18 protein-coding genes and 1 pseudogene are annotated in these 25129 nt (G+C 62.9%); 6 read left to right on the forward strand and 13 right to left on the reverse strand.

What is annotated here, in order from left to right; genetic code table 11:
* Positions 1-3: 3 nt before the first annotated feature.
* The gene (locus ACF8FG_RS18890; protein ID WP_019437505.1) at positions 4-705 is read right to left on the reverse strand and encodes a response regulator transcription factor; all 702 of its coding nucleotides are present in this window, start codon (positions 703-705) and stop codon (positions 4-6) included.
* A gap of 245 nt (positions 706-950) precedes the next feature.
* Between ACF8FG_RS18890 and ACF8FG_RS18895 the strand changes: the two genes are divergently transcribed.
* From ACF8FG_RS18895 to mobA, 3 genes are all read left to right on the forward strand, one after another.
* On the forward strand, positions 951-2126 hold the full coding sequence (locus ACF8FG_RS18895) for an efflux RND transporter periplasmic adaptor subunit (RefSeq protein ID WP_135199004.1): 1176 nt from the start codon (positions 951-953) through the stop codon (positions 2124-2126).
* 11 nt (positions 2127-2137) lie between these two features.
* A complete protein-coding gene (locus ACF8FG_RS18900; protein WP_135199003.1) occupies positions 2138-5266 on the forward strand; it encodes an efflux RND transporter permease subunit in 3129 nt (1042 codons plus the stop codon).
* Positions 5267-5327: 61 nt separating this feature from the next.
* Positions 5328-5903: a molybdenum cofactor guanylyltransferase MobA gene (gene mobA, locus ACF8FG_RS18905; RefSeq protein WP_014590802.1), complete on the forward strand. Its 576-nt coding sequence runs from the start codon at positions 5328-5330 to the stop codon at positions 5901-5903.
* A gap of 140 nt (positions 5904-6043) precedes the next feature.
* Here the strand turns inward: mobA and ACF8FG_RS18910 are convergent, their stop codons facing one another.
* From ACF8FG_RS18910 to peaA, 5 genes are all read right to left on the reverse strand, one after another.
* Positions 6044-7717 (reverse strand): fatty acid CoA ligase family protein, encoded by a 1674-nt coding sequence (locus ACF8FG_RS18910; protein ID WP_392519127.1) that lies wholly within the window; start codon positions 7715-7717, stop codon positions 6044-6046.
* Between the two features lie 134 nt (positions 7718-7851).
* Positions 7852-8973, reverse strand: a complete 1122-nt coding sequence (peaD, locus tag ACF8FG_RS18915) for a quinohemoprotein amine dehydrogenase subunit beta (protein WP_318082104.1) — start codon at positions 8971-8973, stop codon at positions 7852-7854.
* Between the two features lie 31 nt (positions 8974-9004).
* Complete coding sequence (gene qhpC / locus ACF8FG_RS18920) at positions 9005-9328, reverse strand: quinohemoprotein amine dehydrogenase subunit gamma (RefSeq protein ID WP_014590799.1); 324 nt, start codon at positions 9326-9328, stop codon at positions 9005-9007.
* A gap of 1 nt (position 9329) precedes the next feature.
* A complete protein-coding gene (gene peaB, locus ACF8FG_RS18925; RefSeq protein WP_392519129.1) occupies positions 9330-10760 on the reverse strand; it encodes a quinohemoprotein amine dehydrogenase maturation protein in 1431 nt (476 codons plus the stop codon).
* Between the two features lie 48 nt (positions 10761-10808).
* Positions 10809-12374 (reverse strand): quinohemoprotein amine dehydrogenase subunit alpha, encoded by a 1566-nt coding sequence (gene peaA / locus ACF8FG_RS18930; RefSeq protein ID WP_026031870.1) that lies wholly within the window; start codon positions 12372-12374, stop codon positions 10809-10811.
* A gap of 402 nt (positions 12375-12776) precedes the next feature.
* Between peaA and ACF8FG_RS18935 the strand changes: the two genes are divergently transcribed.
* Both ACF8FG_RS18935 and ACF8FG_RS18940 read left to right on the forward strand, forming a co-directional pair.
* Positions 12777-14270, forward strand: coding sequence for an aldehyde dehydrogenase family protein (locus ACF8FG_RS18935; RefSeq protein ID WP_392519130.1), 1494 nt, complete (start codon positions 12777-12779; stop codon positions 14268-14270).
* Between the two features lie 140 nt (positions 14271-14410).
* Entirely contained in the window at positions 14411-15724 is a 1314-nt protein-coding gene (locus ACF8FG_RS18940) for a hypothetical protein (RefSeq protein WP_014590794.1), read from the forward strand.
* A gap of 134 nt (positions 15725-15858) precedes the next feature.
* Here ACF8FG_RS18940 and ACF8FG_RS18945 read toward each other — a convergent pair whose 3' ends face one another.
* From ACF8FG_RS18945 to ACF8FG_RS18970, 6 genes and pseudogenes are all read right to left on the reverse strand, one after another.
* Positions 15859-17151 carry an NAD(P)/FAD-dependent oxidoreductase gene (locus ACF8FG_RS18945; protein ID WP_119713554.1) on the reverse strand — a complete coding sequence of 431 codons (1293 nt, stop codon included), beginning with the start codon at positions 17149-17151 and terminating at the stop codon, positions 15859-15861.
* The gene (locus ACF8FG_RS18950) at positions 17144-17821 is read right to left on the reverse strand and encodes a S8 family serine peptidase (protein WP_014590792.1); all 678 of its coding nucleotides are present in this window, start codon (positions 17819-17821) and stop codon (positions 17144-17146) included. The genes ACF8FG_RS18945 and ACF8FG_RS18950 overlap by 8 nt, the downstream gene beginning before the upstream one ends.
* Complete coding sequence (locus ACF8FG_RS18955) at positions 17811-19544, reverse strand: ABC transporter ATP-binding protein (protein WP_014590791.1); 1734 nt, start codon at positions 19542-19544, stop codon at positions 17811-17813. Before ACF8FG_RS18955 ends, ACF8FG_RS18950 begins: the two co-directional genes overlap by 11 nt.
* A 1-nt stretch (position 19545) precedes the next feature.
* Positions 19546-21456 (reverse strand): sigma-54-dependent Fis family transcriptional regulator, encoded by a 1911-nt coding sequence (locus ACF8FG_RS18960; protein ID WP_014590790.1) that lies wholly within the window; start codon positions 21454-21456, stop codon positions 19546-19548.
* A gap of 305 nt (positions 21457-21761) precedes the next feature.
* Positions 21762-22106 (reverse strand): hypothetical protein, encoded by a 345-nt coding sequence (locus ACF8FG_RS18965; RefSeq protein WP_230855421.1) that lies wholly within the window; start codon positions 22104-22106, stop codon positions 21762-21764.
* A 216-nt stretch (positions 22107-22322) separates the two neighbouring features.
* A pseudogene (locus ACF8FG_RS18970) lies at positions 22323-22439 on the reverse strand (RHS repeat-associated core domain-containing protein); the annotation flags it as partial.
* 852 nt (positions 22440-23291) lie between these two features.
* Here ACF8FG_RS18970 and ACF8FG_RS18975 point away from each other — a divergent pair.
* A complete protein-coding gene (locus tag ACF8FG_RS18975; RefSeq protein ID WP_392519138.1) occupies positions 23292-24104 on the forward strand; it encodes an RHS repeat-associated core domain-containing protein in 813 nt (270 codons plus the stop codon).
* A 172-nt stretch (positions 24105-24276) separates the two neighbouring features.
* On the opposite strand, the gene ACF8FG_RS18980 is transcribed toward ACF8FG_RS18975, so the two are convergent.
* Positions 24277-25128 carry a CsgG/HfaB family protein gene (locus tag ACF8FG_RS18980; protein WP_014590789.1) on the reverse strand — a complete coding sequence of 284 codons (852 nt, stop codon included), beginning with the start codon at positions 25126-25128 and terminating at the stop codon, positions 24277-24279.
* Between the last annotated feature and the right edge of the window lies 1 nt (position 25129).

The following is a 25129-nucleotide window of genomic DNA, read 5'->3' on the forward strand; positions in this document are numbered from 1 at the left end:
CGATCAGCACTCCCACTCGACACGGCTGAACAGGTAGCCCTTGCCCCACACCGTCTTGATCTTGCGCGCTTCGCCGGCGTTGTCGTCGAACTTGCGCCGCAGTTTGGAAATGGCCACGTCAACGGAGCGATCGGTGCCATTGAACTCGATGCCACGCAGTTGTTGCAGGATACGGTCGCGGTTCATCACCTCACCGGCATTGCGCGCCAGCACCACCAGCAGGTTGTACTCGCCGCTGGACAACTCCACCTCCTCCCCGCGCCAACTCACCGTGCGCTCGGCCAGGTCGATGCGCAGGCCACCAATCAGGATCAGGTCGTTGTCCAGGCGCGGTTCGTTGACACTGCTGCGGCGCAGCAGCGTGCGCACCCGGGCCAGCAGCACGCGTGGCTCACAGGGTTTGGTCACGTAGTCGTCGGCCCCCATTTCCAGGCCAAGCACCTGGTCATGGCTGTCGTCGCGGGCAGTCAGCATGAGGATTGGCAGGGTCTGCGACTCCTGGCGCAGCAGCCGGCACAGCTGCAGGCCATCGATACCCGGCAGCATCAGGTCAAGGATGACCAGGTCAGGCCTTTGCCGACGGTACTCGTCCAGCACATGATCGCCCCGGGCGATCACCTGGACATGGAAGTCGTTGCGTTGCAGGTAGCTGGCGATCAGCTCGGACAGGGCGCTGTCGTCTTCGACCAGGAAAATGTTCGGCATAGGTGCTTGGGCGTCTGGGTTGAAGTAAGCCTGTGGCGAGCACTTCGCCGGTAAACCCGCTCCTGCAGGTCCCCGTAGGAGCGGGTTCACCCGCGAAAGGGCCAGCACAGGCCCATGCAGAATATAGAACCCAACCACTCGAAAGGATCATTCTTCACACTTTTTCACACTCGCCCTACAGGTATTAACAGCCGCCCAGGCAGCGTCTGCCTTAGCATACACACGGTCATCATCGGAAGATCCGCATGCCTACTACCCTCTCCCCGTGCCTGCGCCCGTTGGCGCTCATGGCATTGCTGAGCCTGTCCCTGACCGGCTGCAGCGACAGCGCCGAGCCAGACGAACAGGCCCCCACTGCGCAAGTGCGCGTGGAAACTCTGCAACTGCAGCCACTGGCCATCAGCAGTGAACTCAGCGGCCGTATCCTCGCGCCACGCACCGCCGAAGTGCGTGCGCGGGTCGCAGGCGTGGTGCTCAAGCGGGTGTACCGCGAAGGCAGCGACGTCAAGCAGGGTGATGTACTGTTCCTGATTGATCCGGCGCCGTTCAAGGCCGACCACGACAGCGCCCGCGCCACGCTGGCCAAGGCCGAGGCCACCCGGTACCAGGCGCGCCTGCAGGAGCAGCGCTACCGCGAGCTGGTCGACGACAAAGCCGTCAGCCGCCAGGAATACGACAACGCCAAGGCCAGTTTCCTGCAGGCCGATGCCGAAGTGGCCGAAGCCAGGGCGGCGCTGGAGCGCGCCCGGCTGAACCTCGGCTATGCCACCGTGACCGCGCCGATCTCCGGCCGTATCGGCCGCGCCCAGGTCACCGAAGGCGCGCTGGTCGGGCAAAACGAAACCACCCCGCTGGCGACCATCCAGCAGTTGGACCCGATCCATGCCGATGTCACCCAGTCTACCCGCGAGCTCAACGCCCTGCGGCGCGCCCTGCGCGCCGGCGAATTGCAGCAGGTGGGCGACGGCCAGGCACGCGCCACGCTGATCCAGGATGACGGCAGCGCCTATCCGCTGCCGGGCAAGCTGCTGTTCTCCGACATCAGCGTCGACCCCAGCACCAACCAGATCACCCTGCGCAGCGAGTTCCCCAACCCGGACCTCGACCTGCTGCCAGGCAGCTACGTGCGGGTACGCCTGGAACAAGCGGTGCAACCCAAGGGCCTGAGCGTGCCGCAACGCGCCATCCTGCGCGACAGCGCCGGTATGCCCAAGGTGCTGGTGGTAGACCAGCACGCCCGGGTCAGCGACCGTCAGGTAGTACTGGGCAGCGCCCAGGGTGACCGCTGGATTGTCAGCGAGGGCCTGGCGGCCGGTGAGCGGGTGGTGGTCGAGGGCCTGCAGCACGTCAAGGCCGGTGACCAGGTGCAGGTCGACAATACGCCCACTGCCCCACCCATCGCACAGCATACCGGCCAGTGAGGGCCTGATTCATGCCGCAATTCTTCATCGATCGCCCGGTATTCGCCTGGGTGGTCGCACTGTTCATCCTGCTGGCCGGCGCGCTGGCCATCCCGCAACTGCCGGTGGCCCAGTACCCCAACGTGGCACCGCCGCAGGTGGAAATCTACGCCGTGTACCCAGGCGCCTCGGCGGCGACCATGGACGAAAGCGTGGTCAGCCTGATCGAGCAGGAGCTCAACGGCGCCGACAACCTGCTGTACTTCGAGTCGCAGAGCAGCCTGGGCAGCGCCACCATCACCGCCACCTTCGCCCCGGGTACCCACCCGGACCTGGCCCAGGTCGACGTGCAGAACCGCTTGAAAGTGGTCGAGTCGCGCCTGCCGCGCCCGGTCACCCAGCAGGGCCTGCAGGTGGAGAAAGTGTCCACCGGCTTCCTGCTGTTGGCGACCCTCACCTCCGAAGACGGCAAGCTCGATGAAACCGCGCTGTCGGACATCCTTGCACGGAACGTGATGGATGAAATCCGCCGCCTCAAGGGCGTCGGCAAGGCCCAGTTGTATGGCTCCGAACGGGCCATGCGCATCTGGATCGACCCGCGCAAGCTGATCGGTTTCAACCTCACGCCCAACGATGTAGCCGAAGCCATCGCCGCGCAGAACGCCCAGGTCGCCCCTGGCAGCATCGGCGATCTGCCCAGCCGCAGCACCCAGGAAATCACCGCCAACGTGGTGGTCAAAGGCCAGTTGAGCAGCCCCGAAGAGTTTGCTGCCATTGTCCTGCGCGCCAACCCGGACGGCTCCACGGTCACCATCGGGGATGTCGCCCGGGTTGAAATCGGCGCCCAGGAATACCAGTACGGCACGCGCCTGAACGGCAAACCGGCCACGGCCTTCAGCGTGCAGTTGTCGCCCGGCGCCAACGCCATGGAAACCGCTACCCTGGTACGGGCGAAGATGCAGGAGCTGGCGCGCTACTTCCCGGAAGGCGTCAAGTACGACATCCCCTACGACACCTCGCCGTTCGTCAAGGTGTCGATCGAGCAGGTCATCAACACCCTGTTCGAGGCCATGCTGCTGGTGTTCGCAGTCATGTTCCTGTTCCTGCAGAACCTGCGCTACACGCTGATCCCGACCCTGGTCGTGCCAGTGGCATTGATGGGCACCTTCGCCGTGATGCTGGCCATGGGCTTCTCGGTCAATGTGCTGACACTGTTCGGCATGGTGCTGGCCATCGGCATTCTGGTCGACGATGCCATCGTGGTGGTGGAGAATGTCGAGCGCATCATGGCCGAAGAAGGCTTGCCGCCCAAGCAAGCCACGCGCAAGGCCATGGGCCAGATCAGCGGTGCAATCGTCGGCATCACGCTGGTGCTGGTGGCGGTATTCCTGCCCATGGCCTTCATGCAAGGCTCGGTGGGGGTGATCTACCAGCAGTTCTCGCTGTCGATGGCGGTGTCGATCCTGTTCTCGGCGTTTCTCGCCCTCAGCCTGACCCCGGCATTGTGCGCCACCCTGCTCAAGCCCGTGGCCAAAGGCGAGCACCATGAACGCAAAGGCTTCTTCGGCTGGTTCAATCGCCGCTTCGAAAGCATGAGCAACGGCTACCAGCGCTGGGTGGTGCAGGCGCTCAAACGCAGCGGCCGCTACCTGCTGGTGTACGCGGTGCTGCTGGCGGTGCTGGGCTACGGTTTCAGCCAGCTGCCTACGGCGTTCCTGCCCACCGAAGACCAGGGCTACACCATCACCGACATTCAACTGCCGCCGGGCGCCAGCCGCATGCGCACCGAACAGGTAGCCGCGCAGATCGAGGCGCACAACGCCGAAGAACCGGGCGTGGGCAACACCACCTTGATCCTCGGCTTCAGCTTCTCCGGTAGCGGGCAGAACGCGGCGCTGGCCTTCACCACCCTCAAGGACTGGTCCGAGCGCGGCGCCGACGACAGCGCCCAGTCGATCGCCGACCGCGCGACCATGGCCTTCACCCAGCTCAAGGACGCGATTGCCTATTCGGTACTGCCGCCCCCCATCGACGGCCTCGGTGAGTCGACCGGTTTCGAATTTCGCCTTCAGGACCGTGGCGGCATGGGCCACGCCGAGCTGATGGCAGCCCGTGACCAGCTGCTCGAAAGCGCCAGCAAAAGCAAGGTGCTGACCAACGTGCGCGAAGCCTCGCTGGCGGAAAGCCCGCAGGTGCAACTGGAAATCGACCGCCGCCAGGCTAATGCACTGGGTGTGTCGTTTGCCGATATCGGCACGGTGCTGGACGTGGCCGTGGGCTCCAGCTACGTCAACGATTTCCCCAACCAGGGCCGTATGCAGCGGGTGGTGGTGCAGGCCGAAGGTGACCAGCGCAGCCAGGTCGAAGACTTGCTGAACATTCACGTGCGCAATGACAGCGGCAAGATGGTACCACTGGGTGCGTTCGTGCAGGCCAGGTGGGTCAGCGGCCCGGTGCAACTGACCCGCTACAACGGTTACCCGGCGGTGTCGATCTCAGGCGAGCCAGCCGCCGGCTATAGCTCGGGCGAGGCCATGGCCGAAGTCGAGCGGCTGGTGGCGCAGCTACCGGCCGGTACCGGCCTGGAATGGACCGGCCTGTCACTGCAGGAGCGGCTGTCCGGTAGCCAGGCACCCATGCTGATGGCGCTGTCGCTGCTGGTGGTGTTCCTGTGCCTGGCTGCGCTGTACGAAAGCTGGTCGATCCCGACTGCGGTACTGCTGGTCGTTCCGCTCGGTGTGCTCGGTGCGGTGCTGGCGGTGACCTTGCGCGGCATGCCCAACGACGTGTTCTTCAAGGTTGGCCTGATCACCCTGATCGGCCTGTCGGCGAAAAACGCCATCCTGATCATCGAGTTCGCCAAGCATCTGGTAGACCAGGGCGTAGACGCCGTCGACGCCGCCGTGCAAGCGGCCCGCCTGCGCCTGCGGCCGATCGTGATGACGTCGCTGGCGTTCATCCTCGGCGTGGTGCCCCTGGCCATCGCCAGCGGCGCAAGCTCTGCCAGCCAGCAGGCGATTGGCACCGGGGTGATCGGCGGGATGCTCAGCGCCACCCTGGCGGTGGTTTTCGTGCCGGTATTCTTCGTGGTGGTGATGCGCCTGTCCGGGCGACGCCAGGCGCATGACAGTGACGGGCAACCCGTGCCCCGCGAAAGCTGACTGGACAAGCCCCGTGTGAAATGGGAGGGTTCCCGGCAATGACTGCCCGGAACCCTTTTTCATGCCTGACGCACTCCCCCCCTGCTCCATACTCATTCTCGCCGGTGGCCGCGGCCAGCGCATGGGCGGCCGTGACAAGGGCCTGGTGGACTGGCAAGGCGAGCCGTTGATTGCACATGTTCATCGAGCGGTGCGGCCACTGAGCGACGACCTGGTGATTTCCTGCAATCGCAACCAGGCGGCTTACCGGGCATACGCCGACCGGTTGGTGGGCGATGCAGAAGCCGACTTCCCCGGGCCGCTGGCGGGGGTGATTGCCGGGCTCAGGGTGGCACGTCATGCGTGGGTGGTGGTGCTGGCTTGCGATGCGCCGCTGGTTGATCGCGAATTGATCGAGGGCCTGCTGCGGCTGGCAGTGGCCGGTAACAGCGCGGCAATGGTGCGTCAGGGTGGTTTTTGGCAGCCGATGTTCAGCGTACTGCCCAAGCGGGTGTTGCCGGTGCTGGAACAGGCCTGGGCAGCGGGTGAGCGGAGTTTGCAGAAGGCCTTGCTGCGCGAGGCGGTGCAAGGGCTGGAGTGCGCCGAGAGTGATCGCCGGCTAAGCAACTTCAACAGCCCGGAGCGGCTGCAGGACTAAGGGCATGACACCGTTAACACAGGTAATTCACTGGCCAGCAGGACCGGCCCTTTCGCGGGTGAACCCGCTCCTACGGGCGAGCGCGCAGGCGGTTCAAATCTTGAGCAAGGCAGTTGCTGTTACCCAGGGCGCGTAAAAGGTCATCTGGCAGACAGCTCTTCGACACTGATCTCGCGCATCCGGAATTTCTGCACCTTGCCCGTCACCGTCATCGGGAACGCGTCGACAAAACGGAAATACCGGGGCACCTTGAAGTGCGCAATCCTTGCCCTCGCCCACTCACGCAACTCTACCTCACTGACAGCATGCCCAGGGTGCAGCCGCACCCAGGCCACGATCTCTTCACCGTACTTGCTGCACGGCACGCCAATCACCTGCACATCGGCCACCGCCGGGTGGGTGAAGAAGAACTCCTCCAGCTCACGCGGGTAAATGTTCTCGCCGCCGCGAATGATCATGTCCTTGCTGCGTCCGACAATCCGCACATAGCCCTGCTCGTCCATCACCGCCAGGTCGCCGGTGTGCATCCAGCCCTCTGCGTCGATGCTCTCGGCGGTGGCCTTGGGGTTGTTCCAGTAACCCAGCATCACGCTGTAGCCGCGGGTGCACAGTTCGCCGATCTCGCCACGTGGGACAGTGTTGCCTTCGGCGTCCACCACCTTGCTCTCCAGTCGAGGCTGGGTGCGACCGACGCTGGTCACGCGACGCTCCAGGTCGTCAGCGGCACCGGTCTGCAAGGACACCGGGCTGGTTTCGGTCATGCCATAGGCAATCTGCACTTCGGCCATGTGCATCTCGCCAATCACCCGGCGCATCACCTCGATCGGGCAGGTCGCGCCGGCCATGATCCCGGTGCGCAGGCTCGACAGGTCGAATTCACCACGCTGCGGATGGTCCAGCTGGGCAATGAACATGGTCGGCACGCCATACAGCACAGTGGCTTTCTCCTGCGCCACTGCGCGCAGCGTGGCCAGCGGATCGAAGGCATCGCTGGGGTAAATCAGTACGCTGCCGTGGGTCATGCAGCCAAGGTTGGCCATGACCATGCCGAAGCAGTGGTACAGCGGCACCGGCACCACCAGCCGATCGTGCTCGGTAAGGCCCAGGCTTTCACCGACCATGTACCCGTTGTTGAGGATATTGCTGTGGCTAAGGGTGGCCCCCTTGGGGAAACCGGTGGTGCCTGAGGTGTACTGGATGTTGATCGGGTCGTCGCAACGCAATTGTGCCTGGCGCGCGACCAGGGCCTCGCCGCTGACAACCTCGGCACGGGCCTGCAATGCGTGCCAGGCCAGAAACCCCGGCGGTGGCGACAGCGCCAGGCTGACCACGCCACGCAGTTCGGGGAAGCGCTCGCAGATCAGCGCACCCGGTTGGCTGCTGGCCAGGCCCGGGAGCAGGCCCTGCAGCATGGCGTGGTAATCGGAAGTCTTGAATGCGTCGGCACAGATCACCCAGCGGCAGCCGGACTGGCCAAGGGCATAGTCCAGTTCGCTGGAGCGGTAGGCCGGGTTGATATTGACCAGAATCGCGCCAACCTTGGCGCTGGCGAACTGGGTGATGCACCACTCGGCGCAGTTGGGTGCCCAGATGCCAAGGCGGTCACCGGGCTGCACGCCCAGGGCCATCAGCGCGCGGGCGTGCTGGTCGACGGCGTCGGCCAGTTGCCGCCACGTGTAGCGCAGGGCCTGATGGTGAACCACCAGCGCCTCACGGTCGGGGAAGCGGGCCACGGTGGCGTCGAAGGCGTCACCGATGCATTGGGTAAGCAGGGGCTTGTCCTGGTTGCCCTGGGTGTAGCTTGGCTGGGGCATGGGCGTTCTCTTGTTGTTCTTGTGTTTTCTGTGCTGGCCTCTTCGCGGGTAAACCCGCTCCTACAAGAACCTCCACCGGCCTCAAATGTGGCGCCGTCCTTTGTAGGTTTACCCGCGAAGAAGCACACACCGGTTTAGCGAACGAACACCTGCGGCGTCGTGGTAGACATGTCACCACCCGGCAACTTGATGTTCTTTACCTTTTCCAGCGTATCCGGGTTGAACACCGCCAGGTCGTTGAAGGTGCCGCCCAGGTAAAGCTTGTCGCCCTTCTTGTCGAACGACACGCAGTAGTAGGTGTGCTCCAGATTAGCCGCCTTGATCAGCTTGCGCTGTTTGATGTCGTACTTGGCCAGGCGGTTGAGCACGCCGTAGATCTGGTTCGGGTCCTTGGGCGAGCGCAGGCCGGTGAAGTACAGCTCGGTCAGGTCGGCGAACTCCTGGGTGTGGGTCTTGCCGGTCTTCAGGTCGATGCTCAGGTAGCCATACAGCAGGTCGGCGGTGGCCGGGTCCTGCTTGTCATCCTTGAACCTGGCAATGGTGTACAGCATGGTGAACTCATGGCGCGGGCTCTGGTGCGGCCAGAAGTACAGCACGTCCGGGGCGCTGTAGCCTTTGCGGTTCCAACTGCGCAGCGGCAGGGCCACCGTGTACTTGCCGGTCTTCACGTCCATCTTGTAAATGTCCGGCCCGGCAACGTACAGGCTGCCATCGTCGGAGGCGCGCATCAGGTACACCTGGCGCGGCATCGGGAAGGTACGTACGGGCTTGGCCTGAAGGCCATCAGCGGTGCTGAACACCTCCAGCCGCGGTGGTTTGACCACGTAATGGTCGTTCAGCCTCTGGGTCGGGTTGACCGTGGCGTACACCTCTTTGCCGTCAGGGCTGATGGCGAACGAATAGATCGACCGGCCGACCTCACCGGCTACGCTGGACAGGTTGGCGTGGAAGGTGTTCTTGCAAGTGTCCAGGTCGATGCCGTAGATGTCGCCGTAATGGTTATTGAGCACGTAGGCGGTGCGATTGTCCGGCGCCATCATTGCGGTGCCAGGGCCAAACTTGTCCGGCATCCGGCAGCTCTTGTAGACCGTGTCACTGGCCACATCGACCACATGCAGGTTGTTCGGGTAGTTGGTCACGATCATGTATTCGTGGCCAGCCTTGAGTGCCGGGCCAGTGTCGTCGGCCTGTGCCAGCCCGGCGCAAGCCATGGCGGCGATGGTGAGCGCCAATGGCGCGCAGCGTCCAGCTTTCATGCGGTTTCCCCTTGTCATTCTTGTTGTGCCGTCATTTGTCTTTAGGGAACACGGTACCGAGGTTGCGCCAGTCCTCTGCCGAGTTGGTCGCCTGGGCGTTCCAGTCCTGGTAGGTGCTCATCATGTCCGGCACCTGGGCCGGCCACCAGCAAGGGTCGGAGCAGCCATACAGGTCGGCCTCCATCGGCTGGCACAGCGAGCTCACGCCGCCAAAGGCGTCCACTTCCCAGCCCGGGTCGGTAGTGGCAGTGCAGCCGGCCACTGCGCTCATTGCCATCACTTCTTCGACACGGTCTTCGGCGGCGGCCTGCTCCAGGATGCGCGCCTTGTTGTTCAGGGGCTTCAAGTGCTTCATGTCAGTGCGCCTTCCGCGGGGTGATATAGCGATCGATGAAGGCCGGGTTGGCGGCCATGATGCGGCTGTAGACTTCGATGCCGAAGTCCACCCAGTCGCGCATCAGTTCGCAGTAGTGGTAAGTCGGGTGCTGCGGGTCGCCGTAGCGCGCATAGCTTTCGTGGTAGCAGCCGCCGGAGCACAGGTTGCGAATACGGCAGCTTTCACAGCCGGTGTTGCTGCGGTCCAGGCGCTGCGACAGGAAGTCGTTGAGCTGCGCCTGCTTCACGCCCTGGTGCACGTTACCGAAGGTGGGCAGGCTGGAGCCGGTGAAGCGGTGGCACAGGTTCAACTCACCTTCATGATCCACTGCCAGCATCTTCAACCCGGCGCCACACGGCAGGGCCTTCTTGTGGCCTTCGTGGATGTCGGTGATCAACTGATGCAGGTTGGAGAACCCGATGTTGCGGTGCTCCAGTGCCGCATCCAGGTAGCGCCGGCCGAGTGCCTTCATGTTGGCGAAGACTTGCACCAGCTCGTCGCCAGTGAGGTTGAAGTCAGCCATGTCGCCAGAAGTAACCGGGGCAAAGCCGACCTCGGCGAAACCCATTTCGTTGAACAGGTGGTTCCAGATGGTTTCAACGTCGGTAATGCCACGGGTCAGCGTGACCCGCGCGCCCACCGGCCGGCTGGTGTAGCGCGACAGCAGCAGGTCGGCCTTGCGCCGCACCACGTCATAGGTGCCCTGCCCGCCCACGGTGATACGGTTGCGGTCATGCACGGTCTTGGGGCCATCGATGCTGATCGACAGGCCAAAGCGGTGAGCGTTGAGCCAATCAATGATTTCTTCGGTCAGCAAAGTAGCGTTGGTGGTCATGATGAATTCCACCTGCTTGCCCGCTTCGGCGAACCGTCGCTCGCAGTAAGCCACCATGTGCTCGATCAACGGCCGATTGGACAGCGGTTCGCCACCGAAGAACACCACGCTGTAGCGCTGCTCGTTGGGTGATTCCTTGAGCAGCATCTCCACCGAGGCTTCGGCGGTGGCGGTACTCATCTTCTTGCCGGCGGAAGGCTTGTCCAAGTCTTCCTTGTAGCAGTAGGTGCAGCTGAGGTTGCAACCGGTGTTGACGTTGAGCACCACGGTGTTAAGCGCGGTGCGCTCGACTTGCCTGAGGGCGATTTCCGGGGTCAGCGGCGAGCCGTCGCTGACCAGCTCCAGCGCGATCAGCTCGCGCAGGGTGTCCTGGATATCGTCGCCGGCAAACTGCTGGCCAAGGCGCTGCATCAGCTCCTCGGCCGAGCAGCCTTGCTGGCGCAAGGTGTCGATGATGCCGCCGGTCACCGCGTCAGCGGTGAACAGCGAACTGCTGGGGATATGGAACAGCATGCGGTCGGCATCAACCTGTACTTCGTGCAGGTTGCGTTCGACCAGATTCAGTAGTACGCCCATGGCGACCTCCCGATAATCGATCCGTTGGAAAACCGTTGCAGCCTGCCGTTACGGCAGCGGCGGGTTATTCCAGCGCTGTACGGTGACGATCATGTGCCCTTCGCCGGTCTGGCCACCGTCGGCCAGTGTGGCGATGACCTTCAGGTTACCGGCGTTGTTGGTCATCATCTTGCGCTCAGGGTTGGGCCCGGCACCGCCTGGCACGAACACACCGTCGGCCTGCATCTGCCCGGCGAACTTGACGTCTTCATCCTCGACAGCACGCTCGTTGAACGGCTCGACCTTCCAGCTGGCCGGCAGGTAGCCAATACGCAGCGGCTGGCCATTGGCATCCTTGCCCCAGGCTTCGGCCTCGAACCGCCCCTGCACTTTCGGCACGGAGGCGCCGTTCTCGCCAATGCGCGCGATGGAGAACGCCGGCACGACCTTCACTTCGTCGACCTTGTCGTAAACCGCCAGGTTCACGCCCTTGAGCGCACCTACCGCCACCTCGCGCAGCCCTGGGCTGGCATCGGCCGCGGCACGGGCCTTGACCCTTACCAGGGTCGGGGTCTGCTCCAGCACTTCGGTCACTTCCACCCCGGCGCCCAGGTCCGGCTTGCCAGTCAGGCCGCTGCCAACCAGGGTGATTTCGCTTTCGCCTCCGGCTTTGATGAACGCCGGTTGTACCGCCAGCAACTGCGCCTTGCCTTCTTTTACAGCGCTGAAGTCCAGGCCGCGCTCATCGTGATCGGCTTCGAACATACGGCCTTTCATTTCGCCATCCAGCGCGGCGAACACCTGGCGCAGGTTGTCATCGCCAACCTTCACATTGCCCCGCCATTCATAACCGTTGTACAGGATGGCCGAGCCGCTGCCGTTGAACGGTGTCCCGTCGGCGTAAGCGCCCTTGACCTCGACCTTGAAGGTATCGCCCTCTCCGGCCGTGACGCTCATCACCCCACGGACATCGCCCTTGGCCAACATATGACCGCTGAATGCCCACTGCCCCGGCAGTACGTCCGCCTTGGGTTTGGCCTTCTGCCATTCGTCCCAGGCCGCGCTGTCCATCGGGAAGCGCTTGGCAAGGTCCGGCACCACTTGCTGCAGGGCGATCGGCAGCCAGTCGCGGTCACGCGCCTGGGCCTGGTATTCAAGGGACGGCCATTGGCCAAGGTGGAAGTGGACCAGGTGTTCCCACTCCTTGGCCGGGCGCCGTTGCAAGGCGACACGGGCACCCGAGTGGCAACGGCCACAGGTCTCGCTGAGCTGGGTGTCGAAGTGCTCGACGGTATTGAGCCGACGCTCCATGGCGTAACGCACGCCATCGGTTTCGCTGGGCGCCAGGCCCTGTTTGTCGGCCAGGTATTTGACCAGCGTGCGACGGTCGTCGTCGCTGATCTGAAGCCCATGCATCACCTGCATGCGGGCGATGCTCATCAGCCAGCCTTCCGGTGTCTTGCGCTGGTGGCTGATGCGGCTATAGGTGTCGTTGCCCTCGGGGATATGGCACCCCATGCACTTGTTCTGCAACAGGCTCGGGCCCTGCTCGGCCGCCATGGCCTGGGTGCTCAGCAGCGCGGCGGCGACCAGCGCCAGTTTGCCCGCATGCCGCCGGAGTCGAGTCGTCTTCAAGGTCAGACCTCCACGGTTGTTGTTCTTATCGTTTTCGCACGCTTTGGTACAGCAGGTGTGCATGTGACGGTTGTGATACAGGAACTGTGCCAGTTAGGGTAAAAACGTTCCTTTTCAACCTGTTAAGCGGTTTTCGGGGCTTGGCCAGGAGCCGGGATGGCCATTTGCAGCGTGCCATTTCGCGACAGGGTGTTTCATGTTGAGACAGGCCCGCGAAGAGGCCGAACAGCCACTGTTTCACCACCGTCTCACACAGTCTCAATGTGCAACAGCGCAACCCGGCAATCGCAACCTTGCGCTCAGGCAAAACCCAACACCCACAACGCTTTGCGGCCATCTGCCCAGGTTGGCACGGCCATTGCGCCAGTGCCCGTCACATCCAATGACAAGAGGCACAGCCCCATGCTTTCCGAACTGCCCATCCTGCCCGCCACCCGCGCCTTTCTCGAACGCAAGCTGAAGATGCGCATCGGTGCCGAGTGGCAGCACGCCGCCAGCGGTCGCACCCTGTCGTTCCGCAACCCGGCCACCGGCGAGGTGCTGGGTGAAGTGCCGGCCGCCGAGGCCGAAGATGTCGACCGCGCCGTGCGCGCTGCGCGCCAGGCCTTCGACGACTCGCCCTGGAGCCGCATGCGCCCGCGCGAGCGGCAGAACCTGCTGTGGCGCCTGGCCGACCTGATGGAACGCGATGCGCGTCAGCTGGCCGAACTGGAATGCCTGAACAATGGCAAGAGCGCCGCCGTGGCCCAGGTGATGGACGTGCAACTGGCCATCGACTTCCTGCGCTATATGGCAGGCTGGGCCACAAAGATCGAGGGTAGCACCGTCGAAGCGTCCATGCCGCTGATGCCCAACGACCAGTTCCACGGCTTTGTGCGTCGCGAGGCAGTGGGCGTGGTTGGCGCCATCGTTGCCTGGAACTTCCCACTGCTGCTGGCCTGCTGGAAGCTCGGCCCGGCCCTCGCCACCGGCTGCACCGTGGTGCTCAAGCCTGCCGATGAAACCCCACTGAGCGTGCTCAAGCTGGCCGAGCTGGTCGACGAGGCCGGCTACCCGGCCGGCGTGTTCAACGTGGTTACCGGTACTGGCCTGAACGCCGGCGCCGCGCTCAGCCGCCATCCCGGCGTAGACAAACTGACCTTCACCGGCTCCACCGAGGTCGGCAAGCTGATCGGCAAGGCGGCCATGGACAACATGACCCGCGTCACCCTGGAACTGGGCGGCAAGTCGCCGACCATCGTCATGCCCGACGCCAACCTGCAGGAAGCCGCAGCCGGTGCGGCCACGGCGATCTTCTTCAACCAGGGCCAGGTGTGCTGCGCAGGTTCGCGGCTGTATGTGCACCGCAAGCACTTCGACAATGTGGTGGCCGACATTGCCGGGATTGCCAATGCCATGAAGCTGGGCAACGGGCTGGACCCGGCGGTGCAGATGGGCCCGCTGATTTCAGCCAAGCAGCAGGACCGCGTCACCGGCTACATCGAGCTTGGCCGCGAACTGGGCGCCACCATCGCCTGCGGGGGAGAAGGTTTCGGGCCTGGTTACTTCGTCAAACCGACGGTGATTGTCGATGTGGACCAGCGTCACCGACTGGTACAGGAAGAAATCTTCGGGCCGGTACTGGTGGCGATGCCATTCGATGACATCGACGAAGTGATCGGCATGGCCAACGACAACCCCTATGGCCTGGGTGCAAGCATCTGGTCCAACGACCTGGCCGCCGTGCACCGCATGATCCCGCGCATCAAGTCCGGCTCGGTGTGGGTCAACTGCCACAGCGCGCTGGACCCGGCGCTGCCGTTTGGTGGCTACAAGATGTCTGGCGTCGGTCGTGAGATGGGTTCAGCGGCCATCGAGCATTACACGGAGCTGAAATCGGTGTTGATCAAGCTCTGATCCTTTTTCCTGTACCGGCCTCTTCGCGGGTAAACCCGCTCCTACACCAGGTATCACATGCCCTGTAGGAGCGGGTTCACCCGCGAAGAGGCCGGCACAGGCAACAAAAAAAACAACAATAAAAACCATGGAGCAAACCCATGAGGCACACACTCGCCTGCACATTGGCCCTGCTGTTAACCGCCCCCGCCAGCCAAGCCTACGAGCTGTACAACCACGATGGCACCACCCTCAACGCCAACCTCGAAGCCCTGTTCGGCGTCTTCCATAACGATGAAAGCTTCAACCAGGCCGGCAACCGCCAGCCCGGCAGCACCGCCTGGCAGGAAGGCTACGTAAAATACGGCCTCAGCGGCAGCCAGACCCTGGCCGATAGCGGCACCCTCTACGGCGCCTTCAGCCTGCTCAGTTCCGCCACCTGGGGCGATGGCGACGCCGCCGGCCTGACCCTGGGTGACGAACGCCGCACCGCCATCGAAGACCTGTATTTGGGCTGGCGTTCGGCCAACCTGTTTCCGGCGCTGGGCGAAGATGGCGTAGACATTTCCGGTGGCCGCCAGATCGTCACCCTGGGTGATGGGTTCCTCATCCAGGGTGACCCGGTCAATCTGGGCAAGGTCGACCTGGGGGCCAACTTCGACCGCGGCGGTGCCTACTACCTGGCCGCGCGCAAGGCCTTCGACCGCACCGCCGTGCTGCGCCTGGGCGGCAACCAGGGCTGGCGCGGCGACCTGATGTGGTTGAAGTCCGACAACCACTACCAGGCCGACACTTCCCTGGCGGTCGCCAACCTGGAGCACGTCGCCGATACCGGCACCGTCGGCCTGAGCTGGATCCGCGGCCTCGACGTGGACCCGCGCTACGCACAGATCATGGGCCTGGAACACCGCGACGGCATGGACACCGCCAGCCTGCGCGGGCGCGGCAACCTGGGCGTCAAAGACCTGGAGCTGGCCGCCGAGTACGTGACTCAGGACAAGACCGGCGGGCGCGAGAATGCCTGGTACCTGGAGGGCAACTGGACCTTCTCCCAACTGCCCTGGTCACCCACCGCCACCTACCGCTACAGCCGCTTCTCCGAAGGCTTCGACCCGCTGTTCTATGGCCTGAGCCGGGGCTACGGCACATGGTTCCAGGGTGAAGTGGCAGCCAACTATGCCGGGCCCTTCAACAAGAACAGCCAGGTGCACCATGTAGCGCTGAAGGGCAAGCCACGGGACAACCTGACCGTCGGCGCACTGTACTTCGACTTCGACACACTGGACACCGACCAGGGCAACCTTGGCGGGCGCGAGCTGGACCTGTATGTGGAATGGATGGTCAACGACCACCTGCTGATCAGCCCGGTGGTGGGGTTCTACAAGCCGGAGCGCAGTGCGGCCAATGGCGGTACGCAGCTGGGTGGGCGGGATACCGGGACATACCTGCAGTTGATTGTCGGGACCTTCTTCTGATTGGAAATCACAGGGCCGCTTTGCGGCCCATCGCAGGCAAGCCAGCTCCTACAGGTATGCGCAAGATGCAGAATTGCACTGTACCTGTGGGAGCTGGCTTGCCTGCGATGGGCTGCAAAGCAGCCCCGGCAATCTCAAACCAACCCCTGCTCCCCCAGCCACCGCCGCACCATCCTCTGCTGTTCACCCGCAAGCCCCGACAACACCGCCTCAACAGGCCGGCCACTGCGTATTTTTCGCACCACAGGCGCCAGTTCCACCCCCTGCAAATGCCACACCCCCAACGGCTGGTCCGCTGTCACCACCACCTCGGCCGCATCCACCAGCCCATCACGCAGTACAGGCCGCCGCTCAACCCGCACCGCTTGCCAATCAGCCGCCTGATGCAGGGGTTGCGCATCCGGCCAGCCTTGGCGGCGTGACCAGAACGGTTGCCCCACCCGGTTTTGTTCCTGGGCATAGAAATCCCGGCCAATACGGGCAAAACGCAAGAACAGCTGCTCGACCCGCTGCTGGTGAAACTGCCGCGCCAACTCGGCCCGCTCAGGCCTGCGCAGCAACGTATTGATCACCACCGGCGCCTGCAATGCCGAAGATAGCGACTGAAAAATCCCGTTGCCCGACAGCGGGTCAACGGCCATCGCCGCATCGCCCACCCGGATCCAGTCCTGCCCGACACACTCACCCGCCAGAATGGCGGTACTGCTGCGTGCATGCACCGGTGCTGGTATCAATGCCTGATCGTCGAACAGTTCAGCGACCAGCGCGCTACGGCCCCGCAACGTCACGCAGTACGCTGCCAACCCAGCCTTTCCCGGCAGCCCGGCAGCGTCCTGGGTGACTTGCCAGTAACAACGTCCATCTTCCAGCCGTGCCATCCACGCCCAGCCATCCTCCAGGCTCTCCACCGCCGACGCAGGCGCACCGGGGCTACCCTGCCAGACATTGAGCAGGCTGACCGTTTCAGGCCCACGCAGGCGGTCTGCGGCCAGGGGCGCCTGACGGCCTCGGGCCTCGACCAGGAAATCAGCGGTCAGCACCTGCCCATCGTCCAGACGCACATGATGACCGCCCCTCTGCACGACCTCACGCACCCGCCCCTCGACCACACTCACGCCTGCGCGCTGAAGGTCTTCGCGCAGCGCCTGGTCAAAACGTTGCCGGTCGAGCAAAAACTCCTGGTTCATGTGCAGGTGCTGGCCGTTCCAGTGCACCTGGCGGGTGGCCGGCATGGCCGCCTGGCTCAAGGCCCCGCCCAGGCCTGCGTGACGCAAGCCCTCCAGCACCCGCTGCGAAACGCCTTCAACTGCCGCGAAACGGCGCCACTCCGATATCACCGTCACGGTGTAACCCAGCCGCCGCAAGCCAATGGCCGTGGCGGCACCCGCAGGGCCGGCGCCCAGCACCACAATGCGCGGCTCAACCATGGCTGGGCCCCCGTCGCTCGGGCCCGTTGAAGGCCGCATGCTCACGCAACCAGTCATGCACCTGCTGGCGGTCCATTCCCTGGGCATCACGCAGCAAGGCGGCAATCTTCCCGCTCAACGCCGCGCAACCCAGGCTCGCACCCGCCCGCTCACCCGCGCCCACGTAAGCGCCAAAATCCGCTTGTCGCGTACCCAGCCACGACCACTGGCCCGGTGCACAGCGGGCATCGCCGGTGACCCGAATGACGCCTGGGTAGCTGGCCGGGTAAACCGGCCCCCCCTGCGCCGGGCTGGATGCACACAACAGCACACCTGCGGCCAAAGCCTCGGCACAGGCCTGGTGCAGCACGGGCCGGTCCTGCTGCAAGCCCAGGCTGAGGTTGACCAGCGTGGCCCCCGACTCCACCAGCCACAGCAATGCGGCAGCCACCTGCAACGCACTGGTGCTGGCCTGGACACTGAACACCTGGGCCACCAGCACCGACACAGGACCAGCCTGGTGTTGCAAGCTGGCGAACACCGCACTGCCGTGCCCAAGTTGGTCGGGGAGCATTTCACCTTCGCGCAACTGGCCGTCTTCCAGCCAGAAACGGCGGCCGTCCAGCAAGCCGTTGGCCTGCTGCGGCGAACAGCCGCTGTCGATGATACCAACGCGCACGTCAGTGCCCATGTTTGACCACCTCCTGCGCCAGTACCTGCAACTGGCCGTCATGCAGTTGCAGATGCAGGTCGGCATCGGCCAGGGTCGAAGCCCGGTGGCTGATCAGGATGCGCGTGCGGCCGGCGAACAGTTGGTCGATGGCCGCGATCACTTCACGTTCGGTGGCCTCATCCACCGCCGAAGTGGCCTCGTCCAGCACCAGAATCGCCGGGGCCTGCAACACTGCACGAGCAATGGCGATGCGTTGTTTCTGCCCCCCGGACAACTGCTGGCCACGCTCGCCCAGCAAGCCATCCAGGCCCAGCGGCAGGCTGTCGACCAGGCTGTCCAGCCGCGCCAGGCGCACCACCCGTTCCAGTTCATCACGGCTGGCCTCGGGCACGCCATAAGCCAGGTTCTGCGCCAGGGTGCCACGAAACAGCACGATGTCCTGGCTGACCACGGCGATTCGCCTGCGCAGCGCAGCCAGGTCAAGGTCGCGCAGGTCGACGCCGTCCAGCAGGATGCGCCCGGCGTCCGGGTCGTAGAAGCGCTGCAACAGGTCGATCAGGGTTGACTTGCCCACCCCGGAGGCACCGCTGATGGCGACTTTCAGGCCACCCGGGATGCTCACCTGCACGTTGTTCAGTACCGCTCCCTGGCGCCCCTCATGGGCAAAGCTCAGCGTCTCCAGGCGCAACTCGCCGGGGCCATCGGGGATGGGCTGCGGGTTGGCGGTCTGATGTACCGCTACCGCTTCCTGCTTCAATTCCATCACCCTTCCCAGGCTGACAGCCATGCGCTGCACCGCCACGTACAAGCCCAGCAGGCTCTGCACCGGCCCAACCGCCATGCCCATGTAAGTAGAAAAAGCGATCAACGCGCCCAGTTGCCAGGTGCCCTGGATCACCCACCAGCCACCGACCAGAAACGCACAGGCGCGGCACCACGAGGTCAATGTGCCTGGGATGGCCTGGGTGAAGAATTCGGTCACCTGCACCTTCAGCAACTGGCGCATGTAACCTTCCCCAAGCTGGTCCAGGCGCCCTGCTTCCCGGCCTTGCTGGCCGGCCGCCTGAATGAACTTCATCGCCGGCAGGGTCTCGACCAGGAAAGACGACACATCCGCCGAGCGCTCACGCAAGTTGCGCACTTCGCGCTCCACCTTACGCCGCATCCAGCGCAGCCACAGCACCTCGATCGGCACCAGCAGCACCAGCAACAGGGACAACTGCCACGACAGCATCAGCATCAACGCCACCGCGCCCACCAGGCCGATCACCGCCGACACCGCCGAGAACAGCGAGTCCACGGCAAAGCGCTGGATCTCTGCCACATCGCCATCCAGCCGCGAAAGAATGTCGCCGATTCGCCGCCGCCCGTAAAAGGTCGGCGACAACTGCTGCAGATGGCGGTAAAGGTCGTCGCGCAAGGCGAACAGGATGCGCCCCGACAGGCGCGTGTGCAGGTAGCGGTTGACGCCGGCCAGCACTGTGCCCAGCAGGCCCGCGCCGATCATGATTGCCGCCATGTGCCAAAGCGTCTGGTAATCCTTGGCCAGCAGCCCCTCATCGATCAGGGTCTTGACCAGCCAGGGTTGCGCCAGCGCCAGCAGCGATGCACCCAGCGACAAGCTGAGCAAAAGGCCTATGGCGCGCCGATGGGGGCGCACGAAACCATACAGCCAGGCCAACGCCTGGCGCATGAGTACAGGGTCGCTGGAATCCACCAGCCTTGCGAACAGGCCGCCCACGTCAGCCGCGCAACTGCTTGAGCTTGCGGTACAGCGTCGCCCGGCTGATACCCAGTGCCGCGGCGGCGGCCGAGACGTTGCCCTGGTGGCGCGCCAGAGCACCGCGAATCTGTTCCAGTTCATTGTCCTTGAGGCTGCCGGAGGGCGCTGCGCTGCTGGCCAGTTCGTCCAGCAGGCAGTCGGTGAGGTGATCGAGGGTCAGCACCTGCTCGCCATCCTCGCGCATGGCCAGCGCGGTGCGCACCACCATTTCCAGCTGACGGATGTTGCCAGGCCAGTCGAAACCTTCGAGCAACGCGGTCAACGCCGGGTCGAGGGTTACGCCACGCGCATCGGCCTTGTCCAGCAGGCCCTGGATGATCGCCGCCAGGTCCTCACGTTCGCGCAGGGCCGGCAGGCGCAGCGACACGCCGTTGACCCGGTAGAACAGGTCTTCACGGAAGTGCTGCTCCTGCACCAGGCGCTTGAGGTCGCGGTGGGTGGCGCAGATCAGCGCCACGTCGATGTCCTGCTCGTCACCCGCCCCCAATGGTGCTACCCGGCGCTCCTGCAGTACCCGCAACAGGCGTGCTTGCAGGGCCAGCGGCATGTCGCCGATTTCGTCGAGGAACAGCGTGCCACCATGGGCCTGCATCAGCCGCCCGACCATGCCACCACGACGCGAACCGGTGAAGGCGCCCTCACGGTAGCCGAACAGCTCGGACTCGATCAGCCCCTCGGGAATAGCTGCGCAGTTGACTGCCACGAACGGTTTGTCGGCACGCCGGCTGGCCTGGTGCAAGGCGCGAGCGACCACTTCCTTGCCGGTACCGGTTTCGCCCAGCAGCAGCACTGGCAAACCATTGCCCAGCCCCTGGCGAGCCATGCGCAGGTTGCGCGCCAGGCGTTGATCACCACCGGCCAGAGCATCGAGTGCAGGCGCCTGTTTGCTCAAGGCCGGCTTGCTGGATGGTGTGCTGGGGGTTACCCGGCCATGGCGCGGCAGCTGTAGGGCACGGAAATAGAACTCGCCCTTGGCGGTCTGCACGCTGCTGACCCCGCCCTGCCACAGGCGAGCGATAAAGGCCGGGGAACGTTCGCCCAGCAGGTCGGTGCTGCGCCGCCCAATCAGTTCGTGACGCGGCACCTGCAACAGCTGGCAGGCACTGTCGTTGGCAGCCAGCACTTCGCCGTCCAGGCTCAGGGCCAACAGGCCGTGCCAGGCACTGTTGAGGTATTGCGGGCGGCTGTGGAAGGCCAGCACCAACTGGTCCGGGTGGCACTGGCCAAACAGGCGGCTTTCAATGTTGCCGGCCGCCAGCATAAGGGTCGACAGGCTGTCCTGCGGTTGCGCCATCACCCCTTCGCGGGTGATGTCGAGCACACCGATCACCTCGCCGCGCGGGTCGCGCAGCGGGACGGAGGTACAGGAGAACGGGCTCAGGCGGTCAAGGTAATGTTCGCCGCAGTTGATCAGCGTCGGCCGGCCTTCGACCACGGCCGTGCCGATGGCATTGGTGCCGCGCAGCGATTCGCTCCAGCAACTGCCCGGGTGCAGATCGCGCAGGCCTTCGCGTTGCAGCACGTGCTTCTGGCCTTCGATGGCCAGCACGTTGGCCTGGGCATCGCCGAGGATGACGATGCCAGCCTTGCCCTGGCGCGCGACCAGGTAGTCGAGTTCGGGGGTAACGGCATCGATCAGCAGGCGGTTGCGCTCCAGCAGCAGGCGCAGGTCATGGCCCTGCTCCAGGCCCAGGCCGACCTGTTCGCCCTGCAGACAGTCCAGGCCGTGGCCCAGGCTGCGGCGCCAGGAGGCGTCGATCTCGTCGCGCAGCATGCCCAGCGGTAGTTCGCCTTCGCTGGCCAGCTTCAGGCGGGCCTCGCGGGATTCGTGCAGCGGGTCGTGGGCGTTTGTTATAAGTTGTCGCGCCATTTTCTACTCCGGCTGTGCCCCGCAATGTGACGGGGTACGGGCTTGGGAATTTTCCGCAGTGTGCGGGAGAAATGGCTGGGCGTCATCTGGTTGGTGAACGCATCGTGGCTGGGGCATGGCGCGCGGTTTGAGTGGAGGCCCCTGGGTATCGGCGTCAATCAAATGATTGTGTTGCCTGCACCGGCCGCTTCGCGGGTAAACCCGCTCCAACAGAGCTTGCGCCAAGCTTGATACCCGTGCAATCCCGATCAAACCAGGCTCTCCCACTGTTGGAAGCGATCGTCATTCCATCAACCAAACTTAGCCTACGACGTAAATACTGAGCTCGTATTCGGTCGCTTAACTAATCGGGGGTCATAGAATTCTGGATGAGTGGAGCGCACCACGGTACTAATGAGTCGCCTGAGGCTAACCTGCGCGCTGTTATCATCAACATATTTCAACTGCCTCAGCGCATCGCGCCCGCTCCATTTTTTAAAGCTACCGCCACCATTTACAACCTTGTGCTCAATCGCACTTATCAGCAGGTCATCCGGGATTTGACTTTCACTCTTCACCCCTTGTCTCCGCGCCTGTTCAACCATGTTTTTCGCAAATGCCCCCGCGCGCGGTATTTCGTGACTTTTGCTCGTCCAAAACGTCTTGGGCACCGCCAACCCTGACGTCTCCTTTCCATAAGCCCCCAAGTAAAGTGGATGACTGCCATGAACCGGCATCGCGTCAACAGACGCCGACATAGCGGACAGCGCCGTTGGCGTTGGCTTTGGCGCACGTTGAATAGCATGCGACCGCCAGCTTACACCGTAAGGTTGCCGAGATGTCCAAGGGGAAGGTATGACTGGCACTTTCATTCGCCCGTCAGTGTCGAGGTAATTAATCGGATCTCCCTCACAATATGCGTACGCATTGATTCCATCCGCGCCAAATGGACTTATCACGTCAGGTGAAAAAAAACGCATCAACATCGAACTGTAGGCACGCACCCACTACCAAGTAGATCGCATTCAGATGCCACATCTCGATGCTCACCATTATAACCAAGGAGTGATTCTCTGGAGGCAGCCTGATCAAACCCATAAGGACTATAGCATCGAGTGTTTCGGGCCTGATGTATGGGATTTTGTCGATCTGCAGCCAGAAGCAAATGCGTTTCTTCGCAAATCTCTCCCAATACCAAATTAACATCAGCAAACACACTACAAGTCTTATCAGCACGCACCTTGGCAGCTAATCGCTGCCCCTTGTAAAAAAATTTAAACATTACCTATCCCATTCCCAACCAACCAACCAACCAACCTTTACTGAACAATGGGCCTACTTCAACACAGGCGCAACTATCAAAAATATCAGGTCGAAGATAAATCGCCTGCACGGCATCTTCGCTAACAAACCCGCGCCAAGTCCGAGGCAGCGTCAGTTCATAGGAACTGGCTTGCCCGCGAAGACACCTTAGAACCTGATCACTTGCTGCTGATTCTGGCTCAAGAAGGGGATTTCGTTCATCGGAAACTCGGCGAGTATTTGCTTCTTCTCGAATTCAATAGACGATGGCCGAAGCCTGGCACTTCAGGCCGCTGCACTACCACCAATTCATCGGAAGTCAACTGTCAAATTTATCAGTCGCTGAAAATGAATTTCTCGAACATACTCCAAAAAAACCTTGGTAAATCTCGATGAGCAGTCAACGTCACCTCCCGCACTTCTACATGCATACGCACTTACACTCGGTGCTGACAAGCGCTGCCAGCGCTACGTTCTTCCGTGACAGCTCCGTAGTACTGGCCGAATTATTGTGTGAAGCCAATCAGACAGCGACCACGCTTGTAGGCTCTGACATGGCCAGATCACCCATAACACGCAGTACGGAAAGCACCTCCTTACCGCAGGCTTACACCTCATACGGCTACGAGCAACCGCCAGAGCCCACGCTCAAATTAACGGGTTTTACCGGCCAACCCCGATCAGTATCTGCACATTTATACCTGATGGGCAGTGGGCGCCGTGCCTATAATACTGCCCTCATGCGCTTCTGTTCCCCTGACGATCTGAGTCCATTCGCTAAAGGCGGGATCAACGCTTACGCTTATTGTAAAAATGATCCGACAAATTACTCAGATCAATCGGGGCGTACCCCGATATCTAACCTAAGCACAAAGAAACCCCCCACTTCTCTATACAAGCCAAACCCGGCAAGCAAAACCATAAAAAAGACAAACCCCGCATACGATTTGGAATTTGATTTTGTCGAGGACCTTATCAGACGAAAGCCCTCAAGCACCAGCAAAGTCGACCAAGCAGGCAGCGGAGTCGACACCGTTAAAAATTTAACACCTGACGAAATTCAATCCACATTGAGAGCCATCACCCCAAGATCCGAAACACACCCTGACATAAATATCACACTGCCGACCAGTATTACACCTCCTGAGGTAGACGCCTTAGTAGCCTATCAAAAACAAGCAGTATCAAGGGTTACAATCACAGGACTTGATGCCTGGGTAACGGCTCGAACACTCAACCTAAAAATAGAATCCATTATGACGGACGCCGGACTCCCCTACAATGACCTACGCAGAATGCACGGTATCCTGGGCAGGAAACTGCGTATACTCCGACAACAACCTAGCCCTTCACTGACAAAGCGTTAACGTAGCCGAACGCAAACATCGTATATCGCCCCGGCCACCGCATCCATTACCGCTACTGAGCCAGTTGCAGATCTTCCTGGCGAACAGCAAACTCTACCTTAAACTTCAGTGACCAAGTGCCTTGCGCAGCCTAAGGCTAACATCATGCCCGCCTAAAGGCCCTTAACACTCATCAAGGCTGCAGATTCTGGCTCAAGAACTTGTCCACCGTGGCCTTGCCATCAGCTGGATCCCCCGCGACCTGCCACAACCGCCGCTCGATCCCCTGCGCCAGCAAGTGCCCCACCGCCGCTTCGATCGCCGACAGCACGCACAGCTGCGCCGGTTCATTGGTGGTATACCCCACCTCGGCTTCCAGCAGTTTCTTGAACTCGATGAACTTGAATACCCCGGCACTGCGCCCTACCGAGTAGATGGTCTTGCTGGTCATCACGTTGGCCAGCACCTGCCCGGTGCGCACGTCCACGGCGCGCAGGTTGACGGTGACCTGGTCCACCCGGTATTCGCGGGAGATGTCGATCCCCAGGTAGCGGGCACCTTCGCCGCCGCTGCGCACGTTGGTGTCGTAGGCGATGATGCCGCCTTCGAGCATCAGGTTGGCGGCCTGCAGCGGTGGCAGCTCGCCCATGATGTTTTCCGCCACATCCGGCTTTTTCTGCGAAGCACGGATGATCTTGCGCTCGGTCAGCAGGTTCTGCAGCCCTTCACGCTCCAGCACCACGAACCAGCCGCTGGCACTCAGGGCGTCCATCAGCATGCTGGCCGCGCCTTGGGTGACGCTGGTGGAGAACGAGCTGGCCGGGGTCGGCTTGTATTGCCCGGTCTGGTCGCGGAAGCCGTACACCACGGCCATCAGCCGGCCTTTGGGCCGTGGCATGTTGATCAGGTCGTAGTAAGTCGAGGCCCTTGGGGTCAGGGTCGGGGTTTCCGAGTCCTGTTCGGCCGACATGGGTTCGCGCAGGCTGCAACCACTTTGCAGGCCTAGGGCGGTGAGGATCAGCAGCGTGCTCAGCAGACGTTTCATG

Origin of the sequence: Pseudomonas sp. YQ_6 (genome assembly GCF_043103245.1) — a bacterium.
Classification (GTDB): Bacteria; Pseudomonadota; Gammaproteobacteria; order Pseudomonadales; family Pseudomonadaceae; genus Aquipseudomonas; species Aquipseudomonas alloputida.

What these genes read in the sequence shown, in the direction of transcription:
- mobA (WP_014590802.1), top strand. Translation starts at nt 5,328, where the DNA reads ATGCCTGACGCACTCCCCCCCTGCTCCATACTCATTCTCGCCGGTGGC.
- qhpC (WP_014590799.1), bottom strand. Translation starts at nt 9,328, where the DNA reads ATGAAGCACTTGAAGCCCCTGAACAACAAGGCGCGCATCCTGGAGCAG.
- ACF8FG_RS18900 (WP_135199003.1), top strand. Translation starts at nt 2,138, where the DNA reads ATGCCGCAATTCTTCATCGATCGCCCGGTATTCGCCTGGGTGGTCGCA.
- ACF8FG_RS18975 (WP_392519138.1), top strand. Translation starts at nt 23,292, where the DNA reads ATGGCCAGATCACCCATAACACGCAGTACGGAAAGCACCTCCTTACCG.
- ACF8FG_RS18890 (WP_019437505.1), bottom strand. Translation starts at nt 705, where the DNA reads ATGCCGAACATTTTCCTGGTCGAAGACGACAGCGCCCTGTCCGAGCTG.
- ACF8FG_RS18895 (WP_135199004.1), top strand. Translation starts at nt 951, where the DNA reads ATGCCTACTACCCTCTCCCCGTGCCTGCGCCCGTTGGCGCTCATGGCA.
- ACF8FG_RS18940 (WP_014590794.1), top strand. Translation starts at nt 14,411, where the DNA reads ATGAGGCACACACTCGCCTGCACATTGGCCCTGCTGTTAACCGCCCCC.
- ACF8FG_RS18980 (WP_014590789.1), bottom strand. Translation starts at nt 25,128, where the DNA reads ATGAAACGTCTGCTGAGCACGCTGCTGATCCTCACCGCCCTAGGCCTG.
- ACF8FG_RS18960 (WP_014590790.1), bottom strand. Translation starts at nt 21,456, where the DNA reads ATGGCGCGACAACTTATAACAAACGCCCACGACCCGCTGCACGAATCC.
- ACF8FG_RS18950 (WP_014590792.1), bottom strand. Translation starts at nt 17,821, where the DNA reads ATGGGCACTGACGTGCGCGTTGGTATCATCGACAGCGGCTGTTCGCCG.
- peaB (WP_392519129.1), bottom strand. Translation starts at nt 10,760, where the DNA reads ATGGGCGTACTACTGAATCTGGTCGAACGCAACCTGCACGAAGTACAG.
- peaD (WP_318082104.1), bottom strand. Translation starts at nt 8,973, where the DNA reads ATGAAAGCTGGACGCTGCGCGCCATTGGCGCTCACCATCGCCGCCATG.
- ACF8FG_RS18935 (WP_392519130.1), top strand. Translation starts at nt 12,777, where the DNA reads ATGCTTTCCGAACTGCCCATCCTGCCCGCCACCCGCGCCTTTCTCGAA.
- ACF8FG_RS18910 (WP_392519127.1), bottom strand. Translation starts at nt 7,717, where the DNA reads ATGCCCCAGCCAAGCTACACCCAGGGCAACCAGGACAAGCCCCTGCTT.
- ACF8FG_RS18945 (WP_119713554.1), bottom strand. Translation starts at nt 17,151, where the DNA reads ATGGTTGAGCCGCGCATTGTGGTGCTGGGCGCCGGCCCTGCGGGTGCC.